A 10,256-nucleotide genomic window follows, 5' to 3' on the forward strand; every position below is an offset into this window, starting at 1 on the left:
ACCCCGCTCCGCCGCATGGCCGCAGCAAGGCGGCCCAGCCGCCCGGAATATTCCTCCGCCCCGATGGGATCGGCCCTGACGGGCGAAAACTCGTTCAGGATCGCATCGTAATCTCGCATGACCTGCCCCCCAGATTTCCGGCCCCCGCGAGATACAACCTCTTGCCGATCCCCGTAAAGCCACCCCCTGCCACCGCCTCCGCCGGCGGGGAACAGCGGTCCTCTGCCCACCGCCCCCCCAGCCGCCGATAGGTTCATCTCCGCGTATGCGGGGAACAGAACATCCTGTCGGGCCGCGCGGGCCTGCATATCGGTTCATCCCCGCGTGTGCGGGGAACAGACCCGGAGGTTCTGCCATGCCCGAGCCTGACGCGGCTCATCCCCGCGTATGCGGGGAACAGGGTGGCGACCAGTTGCAGATCCCGGCGGGTGTCGGCTCATCCCCGCGTATGCGGGGAACAGCTGCAAAGCCATGATCATCTGGTCAAGCTGGGCGGTTCATCCCCGCGTGTGCGGGGAACAGACCAGTGTTTTCGACGCGTACGACCTGGTCAGCGGTTCATCCCCGCGTGTGCGGGGAACAGGCCGATAGAGGTTCATCGCAGCCGCCATGGGCCGGTTCATCCCCGCGTGTGCGGGGAACAGTCGGCCGGGGCCGTCTGTGTGGGGGATGCCGGCGGTTCATCCCCGCGTGTGCGGGGAACAGCTGCGATGCCGTGGACATGCCGTTATTCTTGGCGGTTCATCCCCGCGTGTGCGGGGAACAGCAGCAACGCGCCTGAGGGTAGACGCCAGCTCGCGGTTCATCCCCGCGTGTGCGGGGAACAGCATCGACACCATCTGCGGGGTGATGCCGCAGGCGGTTCATCCCCGCGTGTGCGGGGAACAGTTCCGTCATGCCAGCGTAGGCGGCTTCGGGGTCGGTTCATCCCCGCGTGTGCGGGGAACAGAGCCGAGACGAATTGCGCTTGCTGTAATGGGCCGGTTCATCCCCGCGTGTGCGGGGAACAGTCTGGCTGGAAGCCATTGATGTGCAAACCTATTCACGATGTCAAACGATCTACCGGCGTTTCGGCCCCTCGGGGGCCGGGCCGGCAGGTGCCTGTCGCGTCATTCGCGCGGGAAGAAGGACAGCCGTTTCAGCCCGTCGAAATCGGCCGGCATTTGGCGGTTGCAGACAGCGGTGGCGATGGCGAAGCCATGATCGGCTAAGGCTTTCCAGATCATCACCGCATCGCCCTGTTCCACAGAGGCCAGCACCTGGCCCCGGATCGTCTTTCGTGTCCGGGCGGCGCTGCGGCAAGATCAGGAAACGCCCCTGCCCTTCCCGGCCCCATCGGCAAACAGCCCCGGATCAGGCGGTGATGCGCATCCATGATACGGCTCTGCCCAACCAGCCGCAGACGGCGCGGCTGATGTTGTCAATAAGCGCCATATTCTTCAATTGGTTGCCCGGCGCCTGCACCTCTGACAAAAGCCGGGCGTCGGAAAGTTGACAGCTGTCAACTTCACCCGCCCAAAGTCGCAAGGCACCGTTCCCCCATCGCGCCAGACCCAGCGTTCGCCTCACGGAGCCCAGCCCGCATGGAAACGGGGTGGGATGTTCCACCCCAGTAGTGTCAGCACATTTCCCCGGCCAGGTCAGCGAACGGCGCATCCCACGTTCCTTCCTGTCGCCAGACCTGCCAAACGCCCGCGCCCAAGTTGACAGCCGTCAACTTTCACGCCGCCCGCCGCTGGTTCGTGTTCAGCAAGGACATCACCATCGGCCCGGGTGAGAACACGCCCTCGGCCGCCTTGGCTGTCAACGCGCGCAGATAACCACCGGGGCTTTGGATGCTGGCAAAGCGCTGCAACATGGCGGCGACGACAATTGCCGCGGTTCCGTGGCCCATCGTCTGGCAAGCGTCCTGCCAGGCCGAGGCCGAGATACCCATCATGCCGCGCACCTCGGACGCGGTGGCAATGAATTCGGGCCAGCGGGTCAGGTTGCCCTTGGCATAGGCCTCGATCTCGGGGCAGGCCTTCAGCACCAGGTAAAGGGGAAGCGGGGTTTCGGGTTCGTCTTGTGGGTTCGCTTCCGGGTCAGGCGAACCCGCCTCCGCCGCCCTGCCCTTTTCTGGGCAAGGTTCAAAAGCATGAGAGTCTGGGTTTGAATCTGTATGGTGACGCCCGGAATGGGCGTCAGTGCCGTTTGATTCTTCTGTCGGAAAGGCCAGCATGGCCGAGATTGCCCGCAGGATATCCCCAGCCTGATCCAGCAGGCCGCCGATCTGTGCCGGGTCCATCTTGCGGCGCAGGGCGGCCCGCAGCGGCAGAAGGCGGGCCTCGATCCCGGCCCAGTCGCCGGGCAGGGCGGCGTCTTGACCATAGGCCAGCAGCTTGGCGGCATCACGCAGCCGCAGGACCAGGGCTTCGCGCTGGCGTCGCAGGGCGGCGGCGGCTTCGGTCACCTCGGCCGCGATGCGGAAAATGTCATCGGCGCGGGTCAGCAGCGGGCGCAGGTCGAAGCCAAAGGCCACCGCCAGCCCGCCCGCGGAATCCCGCGCCGCATAACGCTTGCCGTTGGGGCTGTCCTGCCGGCAGATCAGCCCGGCCGCCACGAGCGCCGCCAGATGCCGGCGCAGCGTGCTTTCGGCCATGCCATGCGCCCGGTCGGACAGCGCTGCGTTCGAGGGGAACACCACAAGCTGCGCGCCGTCTTCCAGCGCCTTGGCGGGCAGGAAGGTCAGCAGGGCATAAAGCACCGACAGATCACGGTCGGTCAGGCCCAGCCGGGTGCGCGCTTCGCGCAGGGCGTTGAACACGGCCCATTTGTCAACCTGGGGCAGGGCGGGGGCCTTGTCGGCCTGGAAGCGGGCTGCCAGCAGGCCAGAGGTTGCCGGCTGCCGCCCGAAAGGCGTCAGGGAGATGTGCTGCATGGGGTTTCACGAGGCAAAAGAAAGACCGCTACCCGAATCGGGTAGTTGACAGCCGTGCAGCCAAGGCGCTATTTCTTGAGGTGCGAGAACAAGAATGGGCCTCTCGGGACGTCAGTCCTGGGGGGTCTTTCGCTTTTGCGGGGTCGTGCCTCCTTTCTGGTGGGTTGGGTTCAGGGTTTCCCGGTCGGCGGCGTGTTGCGCGCCTGCCAATCGGTGAACAGCGTCGGCAGGTTTTCAACCAGCCAATCCTCGAAACCTTCGCTATGGGCCAGCCGCAGCTTGACCGTGCAGAAGTTGCGGTCATACCGGGCCTGCCCCAGCGGCACCCCGTCGGGGGTATACAGCGGCTGCGCCGGGCGGCGGGTGCTTTCGGGCACGGCCTTGCGGCGCGCCATCACCCCCGACAGATAGGCCCAGGCCGTCTGAAACCTGTCGTCAGACCGTTCCGAGACGGTTCCAAGGTTGACCATCGCCAGAAGGGTGATGGTATCGGTTTCGGTCGCCTCAACCAGATCGGCCAGCGCAAGCCAGCGGTCGCGCCCGACCGAGGGCGCCGCGCCGATGCCGGCGATCAGATCGGGGGGCAGGCGGTCGGCAATCGACAGCATCCGGCTGATCAGCGTCTTGTCGACGGAAAGCGCGTCGCAGATGACCTTGCGGTCATAGCCGGCCTCGCTGAGCTGGCGGGCGAAGTTCACCTTCTCGATGAAGGACAGATCCCGCCGGGCGGTGTTTTCCTGGCCCTGCGCAAGCACCAGTTCGCGGTCGTCCAGATCGCGGATCAGCGCCTTGACCGTCTGGCCCAGATCACGCATCGCCAGCACGCGGCGGCGGCCGTAGACAATCTGATAGCGGCCCTCTTTCGTGGGGTGGGGGCGCACGAGAACCGGCACCTGCTGGCCATATTCGGCAATGGAATTGCGCAGCGAGGCATCGGCGTCGGCGTCGGTTTCCAGCCGGTCGGACATGCCGGCCGCCTCGATGCTGTGGGGATCAAGTTCAACCACCGAGCGGGCCTTGAGATCGGCGATCGACCGCGAGACCGCCCCGATGGCGCCGCGATTGGCACGGGGCGGGGCCGCCACGGGGCCGGCGGGCGTGGCAGGCTGGGCGTCCATCAGGCCCTTCAACACATCCTTGCGTGACATCAGCGCCCCCATGCCTTTTGAATCAGGCCCTCGATTTCCGAGTTGACCGCGTTCAGGCTTTCCATCGCGCGTTCATAGGTGGCGCGGGTGAAATCGGCCTTCTCCACCTCATACAGGGTCTGCTTGGTAAGCCCGGCGTCGGAAATGGCGGTGGATTTCAGCACCGGATGGTTCAGCACATGGTCGCCGAACAGCGACCGCATGAAGCTGACCATCTGGTTCTGCGGCCCGTCGCCCGGTTCATAGCGGGTGACCAGATAGCGCAGCCAGTCATAGTTCATGTTGCCGCCCGCATCGGCCACAACGCCCAGCAGGTTCGAGGTCATCAGCAGGAACTGGCACATCGACATCACGTCCAGCATCTGCGGATGCACCGTGACCAGAACCGCCGTTGCGGCGGAAAGCGCGCTCATTGTCAGGAACCCCAGTTGCGGCGGGCAGTCGATCACGACCAGATCGTAATCGGCCTGCACATCGGCCAAGGCATCGGAAATCCTGGTAAAGAACAGGTTTTCCCCGGGTTCGCTGCCCCGCCGCACCGCCAGCGCGCGCGGGGTATCATGTTCAAACTCCATCAGTTCCAGGTTGCCCGGAACGATGTGCAGGTTGGTAAAGTAGCTGGGGCGGATGATGCTGCGCATGGGCAGGGGGTCTTCGTAGCGAATCGCATCGTAAAGCGTGCCGCCATCCAGCAGATCGAATTCCGGCTGAAAGCCGTGCAGCGCGGAAAAGCTGGCCTGCGGGTCAAGGTCGATGGCCAGAACGCGGTACCCGTCCAGCGCGCATTTCTGCGCCAGATGGGCCGCGGTGGTGGTTTTCCCCGAGCCGCCCTTGAAGTTGATGACGGTGATCACCTGAAGGTGGTCATTCTGGCGCCGGCCGGGCAGATAGGTGCCCGGCGTTTTCGTGCCTGCTTCAAGCAGGCGGCGCAACTCCATGATATCGTTCGAGGAATAGAGACGCCGCCCGCCCGGCCCGGTTTCGGGCTGCGGGCCGCGCCCTTCCAGCGACAGCTTGCGCAGATAGGCGTCCTTGACGCCCAGCAAGCCCGCCACTTCGCCGCTGGTAAAGCGGCGCAGCACCTTGCTGGCATTGGGGGGAAACAGTTGCGCGCGATGCGCCATCAGCCGTTCCGACAGCTTGGCCGCATGTTCACCGACCAGACGGTCGATGCGTTCATTGATCTGTCCCATGTCCTGCGCCTCGAGCCGTTTGTTACGGCTTTTTTTCGGAATTTTCAGTTCTTGGCGTAAATGAATGGCGCAGGAAACGGATTCGGGCAAGAACAATCTGCCAGATATGGCGGGGGCTGCCCAGAGTGCCACAAGATAGGGCCGCCTCCGGATGGCCCCGGACAGGACCGATGCCGCCCTTTTCTTGACAGAAGCAGATCGGCACCCTATCTGTCTAGCCAGATAGCTAGCTGGATAAGGGCCATGTGGACGGTTCAGGATGCAAAGAACAGGTTCAGCGCCGTGGTCGAGGCGGCGCTTGCCGGCATACCGCAGCAGGTAAGCCGCCGGGGCAAGCCTGCCGTGGTGGTGCTGTCGGCCGACGACTATCGCCGCCTTCTGCAAGGCGCCGTGCAATCGCGCGAAAGTTTCGCCGACCATCTGCTGGCCTTCCCCGGTGCAGAGGTGCCGCGCGCCGAAGCCGCGCCGCGCGACGTGACCTTCTGATGTATATCCTTGATACCAACGTCCTGTCGGCGGTGCGCCGCCCCGACCGCGCGCCGAAGGTGGCGGCCTGGCTACGGGGAAAGCCCGAGCAGGAGCTGTTTCTCAGCGTCATCACCCTTGGCGAGATCGAGCGGGGAATCCACCTGCAGGAACGCCGCGATCCGGGCTTCGCGCAGGATCTGCGGGCCTGGATTGACCGGACGGTGCTGCTGTTTTCCGACCGCCTGCTGCCCTTTGACGCCGAGGATGCCCGCATCTGGGGCCGGCTGTCGGCCACGATCGGCCACAACGGCGCGGACCTGATGATCGCGGCTTCGGCGCTGCGGCACGGGGCAACGGTGGTGACCGGCAATGTCAGCGACTTTGCCCCGACCGGGGCCGTGTTGGAAAACCCGTTCTAGAAGGGCAGGGGGCTTTGCAGCCCTTTGCCCGTCACGGAAGTGAATCAACCGTGGCAGCGGTGCCGGGCCAGCCCGGCCTGCAACGGCGCGAAACTCAGACCTGACGGATCAGCGGCAAATTGTTCTTCACATGTCGCCAGGCAAGTTTGCGTGCGGGTTGGCCTGCCATGATTGGCCGGGCCGGCACGGGCAGCGTCTCTGCTGTCAACTGCCGCAGATCCGGCATGATTTCGAAGATTTCGCGCCGCGCATCTTCGGTCACGGATTTCAGCGCCTCGATCCCTGTGAACAGGGATTCCATCGGTGCGCCTTCGGCAAAGACGATCTGGTGGCGGTCGAACAGGAAATGGAAGTACTCGACGGACTCGACATCCTCGGCAACGCTGATGCCCTGGACCGTCAGCAACTGCCGTGCCGCAACCAGCACTTCAGCACAGCCGAACATCCGTTCCGCGATCCGCGACGACACCAGAACCCGATGCTGCGGCGAGACCATAACATCGGCGACTGGCAGGCCAGACCCAAGCGCACCCGCGCGGATGCGGATGGGGCGCAGCTTCGGATTGGCCGCCAGCTCTGCGGCCGCGATCTTGCGTGAACCGATCCAGCGCAGGATCTGGCACCCATTGTCCAGGGTTGCGACCCGATCACCGCGCCGCAATTCCTCGATCGCGACAGGGCCACAATCCGTTTCGATCATGGTTCCGCGAGCGAAGCAGACAACGCCGGTATGCTCGGTATCCATGACACCCGACCCGACCAGCGTGAAGGTGACGTTCGGCCCGCCTTGCAGCGCGATGAACTGAAGCGCGCCGTCCTGCGCATCATGCTGCAGCGCTTCAAGGGCCGTGGCAAAACTTGTGCCGTAGGTCGCGTTGTAAAGCGCCAGCGTGCTGCTGTCGTACCAAAGCGTCAGATCGACAAAATCATTGTCACTGCTGCTTCCGTTGGCGCCATTGGTTTCGCCCGCGCCGAAATCGGACAGGAAGATGCTGTCGCTTGCATCGCCAGAGATAATGAACAGGTCGTTCTCGGTGCCGCCGGTCAGCGTGTCGGCCCCCCCGCCACCGCCACTCAGCGTATCGTTGCCGGCACCGCCTTCAACATTGTCGCTGCCGCTTGTTTCAGGGCCACCCCCTGTGCCGCCGTCAAGATAATCGTTGCCATCCCCGCCGAACAGCGTGTCGTTGTCTTCCAGCCCGAAGATGTAATCATTCCCGGAGTTGCCAAGAAGAACATCATTTCCTGAGCCGCCGTTCAGGAAGTCATCCTGATCGCCCCCGTCGAGCGAATCTTCCCCAAACGACCCATAAAGATTGTCTCTGCCTTCGCCGCCAAAGACAGTATCGTTGCCGTCAAGCGCAAGAACCTGGTCATTACCGGCATCGCCATAGACAAGATCGCTTCCGTCTTCCGGTGTGATGGTGTCGTTGCCGTTGCCGCCGTAAATCGTGTCGTCAGCGGGGCCAGCGCCTGAACCTGAACCGGGCCAGTCCCCCAGGATCGCGTCGTTGCCTTCGCCACCATAAACAAGATCAGAGCCTGCCGACCCCTGCAGATTGTCGTCATCCCCCCCGCCATCAAGGGTGTCGCTGCCTTCGCCGCCGGCCATGGAATCCCGTCCTGTGCCGCCCGACAGGCTGTCATTCCCGGCATCGCCGTTCAGCGAGTCATTACCCGCCCCGCCATCAAGAGAATCGTCGCCATCGCCGCCGGAGAGGACATCGTTGTCGAGACCTCCATCCAGGCTGTCGTCGCCCATCCCGCCATAAAGCGAGTCATTTCCGGCAGCGCCGTCCTCGCTCAGGACATCGTTGGCATCCGCGCCGTAATACAGATCGTTTCCATTGCCGCCGTAGATCCAATCTCCGTTGAATCCGGGGCTTCCACCGAACAGAACCTGCGTTCCGTTGCCACCATACATGGAATCGTCACCATCGCCGCCGTAATAGCGGTCATTGGTGTTGTCATTGTTCCAGGTGTCGTTGCCGGAGGTTCCATAAAGGTCAGACATCGTTACCTTACCCACATACAACGTGATCAGGCCAACCTGACCACTTACAAAGAAAAGACGGGTTGCATGTGGTGGCTCTTGCGCGAAACGCAAGCTGGACCATCACTCAACCCTTGACCACGGAACGCGACGGCGGCCCCTGTTGCCGACCCAAGGGAACCCGTCACATTTTATACATATATATAATTTACGTCAATATTGGCGCCGTCCCGGGCAGAGCCGTCCCCCTGCGCCAGATCAGCATTTCCCGGCGCGGGATCGCCGCCAGCTTACAGCCCCGCGGCCTTGGTAAGGTTGATGCGGAACCTGTCGCGGCGGCGCTGGTAGCGGCGGGTCATTTCGGCGCTGGCGTGGCCAAGCTGCTTCTGGATGTGACGCTCGTCCACCTCGGCGCTGCTGGCAAGGCCGGCGCGCAGCGAGTGGCCCGAGTAAAGCGCCAGCCGTTCGGCCTTGGGCAGATCGGGGCGCAGGCCGGCGGCTTCCACGGTCTGCTTGATCAGCCGGGCGACATGCTTGTCGGACAGCCGGTCCCCGGTGGCACGGGCCCCGTTGCGGCTGACCGCCACGAAGATCGGACCAAAGTCGATGCGGGCGAAGTGCAGCCATTGGGCCAGCGCGTGAACCGGACAGGTCTGGTCGCTGGAGCCGCGGGCGATTTCCACCTCGCGCCAGCCGGTCTTGCCGCGCAGGGTGATCAGGGCGCCGCCTTCCAGCACCTCGACCCAGCCGCCACTGTCGGGGGTGTCGTCCTTACCATGGTCAAGGCTGACGATTTCTGACCGGCGCAACCCGCCGGCAAAGCCGATCAGCAGGATCGCCCGGTCGCGCAGGCCGCGCAGATCATGGGGCAGGGTGGCCAGCATGTCGCGCAGGTCTTCGGGCAGGATCGCGGCTTTCTGCACCGGGGGCCGGGCGTGCTTGCGGCGGATGCCGGCCAGGACGCTGGCGATATGGCGATCCTTGCGGTCCAGCCGTTCGCCGCGCTGCGCACAGGCCCAGGCAAGGCCGGAAAGCCGCCGCTCGATCGACGCGACCGAGAGGGCAGGGCCCTTGCCCCCCGGCGCCGCCAGATCGGCAAGGTAAAGGCCAATCAGTTGCGGTGACGGGGGCAGGGGCTCTGCCCCGCGCATCCGGCACCAGCGGATGAACTGCGCCCAGTCCCGCGCATAGGCCTTGAGCGTGTTTTCCGCCGCCGCCGCCCGCGCATAACCGCGCGCGGTTTCGGCAAGCCGGTCCAGCGCACCGGACCCCGGCGCGGGGAAGGGCAGGGCGGGCCGGTCGTCTTGATCGTCAGGGATGCTCAATTTATACTCCTGAACCATACGGACAGGGCAGGAGCTTGCGATGGGGCGCGTCAAGGTGAATCTGACACTGGATGCCGAGGTTGCCGAGACGGCGCGGGCGCTTGGGCTGAACATGTCCCGCCTTGCCGAACAGGCGATTGCCGAAGCGACCAAGGCCGAGCGCAACCGGCTGTGGCGCGAGGAAACCCGCGAAGCGAACGCCGCCTATGCCGAAGAGCTGGCGCGCGAGGGCCTGCCGCTGGCCCGTTTCCGCACGTTCTGAGGGCGGGGCAGCATGGCGCAGTTCGATGTGTTCCGCCTGACGGGCGGCCAACTGGTGGTGGACCTGCAGACCGATCTGATCGGCATCGACGCCTCGCGCATTGTGGCGCCCTTGCGCGACGCGGGGCGCTATGTGGCGTTTCCCGGCCTGACCCCCCGGGTCGAGATCGACGGCACGATCTGGATTGTGCGCGTGCAGGAACTGGCCGCCCTCCCGGGCGCCGAGCTGCGCGAGCCGGTCGCCAGCCTGGCCGCCGAGCGGGACGCGCTGAAACGGGCGCTGGATATCCTGATCGACGGGATCTGAGGCGGTAAATGGGGTCATTCCCGAAGGATGCTTCTTTACGTCCGATAATGCAATGTTATTGGACATAACGGATTGATGACAAGCGCGGCGGTTAAGTGCGGAATGTCTGGCATAAACCGCCGCAGGCTGTTAGCCTTGCGCCATGTCCAGCCCCCCCGAAATCCTCCGGCTTCCCGCTGCCTGTGCCCACCGTTCCGCGGTGGGTTCGGCAGGCTGCGGGTC

General features: G+C 64.6%; 9 protein-coding genes, 1 pseudogene and 1 CRISPR repeat array. Of the genes and pseudogenes, 4 read left to right on the forward strand and 6 right to left on the reverse strand.

The window, feature by feature from the left end:
* Positions 1 to 249: 249 nt before the first annotated feature.
* Positions 250 to 1,010: direct repeats of the CRISPR family, unit length 29 nt; unit sequence CGGTTCATCCCCGCGTGTGCGGGGAACAG.
* A gap of 99 nt (positions 1,011 to 1,109) precedes the next feature.
* From C5F44_RS17145 to repA, 4 genes and pseudogenes are all read right to left on the reverse strand, one after another.
* A pseudogene (locus tag C5F44_RS17145) lies at positions 1,110 to 1,280 on the reverse strand (type I-E CRISPR-associated endoribonuclease Cas2); the annotation flags it as partial.
* Positions 1,281 to 1,720: 440 nt separating this feature from the next.
* Entirely contained in the window at positions 1,721 to 2,920 is a 1,200-nt protein-coding gene (gene repC, locus C5F44_RS17150; protein ID WP_107674820.1) for a plasmid replication protein RepC, read from the reverse strand.
* Positions 2,921 to 3,090: 170 nt separating this feature from the next.
* Positions 3,091 to 4,068, reverse strand: coding sequence for a plasmid partitioning protein RepB (gene repB / locus C5F44_RS17155; protein WP_107674832.1), 978 nt, complete (start codon positions 4,066 to 4,068; stop codon positions 3,091 to 3,093).
* Positions 4,068 to 5,261: a plasmid partitioning protein RepA gene (gene repA, locus C5F44_RS17160; RefSeq protein ID WP_107674821.1), complete on the reverse strand. Its 1,194-nt coding sequence runs from the start codon at positions 5,259 to 5,261 to the stop codon at positions 4,068 to 4,070. Before repA ends, repB begins: the two co-directional genes overlap by 1 nt.
* 243 nt (positions 5,262 to 5,504) lie before the next feature.
* On the opposite strand from repA, the gene C5F44_RS17165 reads away from it, so the two are divergent.
* Positions 5,505 to 5,747, forward strand: a complete 243-nt coding sequence (locus tag C5F44_RS17165; protein WP_107674822.1) for a type II toxin-antitoxin system Phd/YefM family antitoxin — start codon at positions 5,505 to 5,507, stop codon at positions 5,745 to 5,747.
* On the forward strand, positions 5,747 to 6,148 hold the full coding sequence (locus C5F44_RS17170) for a type II toxin-antitoxin system VapC family toxin (protein ID WP_107674823.1): 402 nt from the start codon (positions 5,747 to 5,749) through the stop codon (positions 6,146 to 6,148). The genes C5F44_RS17165 and C5F44_RS17170 overlap by 1 nt, the downstream gene beginning before the upstream one ends.
* Before the next feature lie 94 nt (positions 6,149 to 6,242).
* On the opposite strand, the gene C5F44_RS17175 is transcribed toward C5F44_RS17170, so the two are convergent.
* Positions 6,243 to 8,255: a Hint domain-containing protein gene (locus C5F44_RS17175; RefSeq protein ID WP_146161979.1), complete on the reverse strand. Its 2,013-nt coding sequence runs from the start codon at positions 8,253 to 8,255 to the stop codon at positions 6,243 to 6,245.
* A 176-nt stretch (positions 8,256 to 8,431) separates the two neighbouring features.
* Positions 8,432 to 9,484, reverse strand: coding sequence for a tyrosine-type recombinase/integrase (locus C5F44_RS17180; RefSeq protein ID WP_107674826.1), 1,053 nt, complete (start codon positions 9,482 to 9,484; stop codon positions 8,432 to 8,434).
* Positions 9,485 to 9,506: 22 nt separating this feature from the next.
* On the opposite strand from C5F44_RS17180, the gene C5F44_RS17185 reads away from it, so the two are divergent.
* On the forward strand, positions 9,507 to 9,728 hold the full coding sequence (locus tag C5F44_RS17185) for a type II toxin-antitoxin system CcdA family antitoxin (protein WP_107674828.1): 222 nt from the start codon (positions 9,507 to 9,509) through the stop codon (positions 9,726 to 9,728).
* A 12-nt stretch (positions 9,729 to 9,740) separates the two neighbouring features.
* On the forward strand, positions 9,741 to 10,034 hold the full coding sequence (locus C5F44_RS17190) for a CcdB family protein (RefSeq protein WP_107674830.1): 294 nt from the start codon (positions 9,741 to 9,743) through the stop codon (positions 10,032 to 10,034).
* Positions 10,035 to 10,256: the final 222 nt, after the last annotated feature.

Source organism: Fuscovulum blasticum DSM 2131, from assembly GCF_003034965.1.
In the GTDB taxonomy this organism is placed as follows: Bacteria; Pseudomonadota; Alphaproteobacteria; order Rhodobacterales; family Rhodobacteraceae; genus Pseudogemmobacter; species Pseudogemmobacter blasticus.

Excerpts from the sequence above, each read along its gene's own strand:
- repA (WP_107674821.1), bottom strand. The coding sequence starts at position 5,261 with ATGGGACAGATCAATGAACGCATCGACCGTCTGGTCGGTGAACATGCG.
- repC (WP_107674820.1), bottom strand. The coding sequence starts at position 2,920 with ATGCAGCACATCTCCCTGACGCCTTTCGGGCGGCAGCCGGCAACCTCT.
- C5F44_RS17190 (WP_107674830.1), top strand. The coding sequence starts at position 9,741 with ATGGCGCAGTTCGATGTGTTCCGCCTGACGGGCGGCCAACTGGTGGTG.
- C5F44_RS17165 (WP_107674822.1), top strand. The coding sequence starts at position 5,505 with ATGTGGACGGTTCAGGATGCAAAGAACAGGTTCAGCGCCGTGGTCGAG.
- repB (WP_107674832.1), bottom strand. The coding sequence starts at position 4,068 with ATGTCACGCAAGGATGTGTTGAAGGGCCTGATGGACGCCCAGCCTGCC.
- C5F44_RS17180 (WP_107674826.1), bottom strand. The coding sequence starts at position 9,484 with ATGGTTCAGGAGTATAAATTGAGCATCCCTGACGATCAAGACGACCGG.
- C5F44_RS17185 (WP_107674828.1), top strand. The coding sequence starts at position 9,507 with ATGGGGCGCGTCAAGGTGAATCTGACACTGGATGCCGAGGTTGCCGAG.
- C5F44_RS17170 (WP_107674823.1), top strand. The coding sequence starts at position 5,747 with ATGTATATCCTTGATACCAACGTCCTGTCGGCGGTGCGCCGCCCCGAC.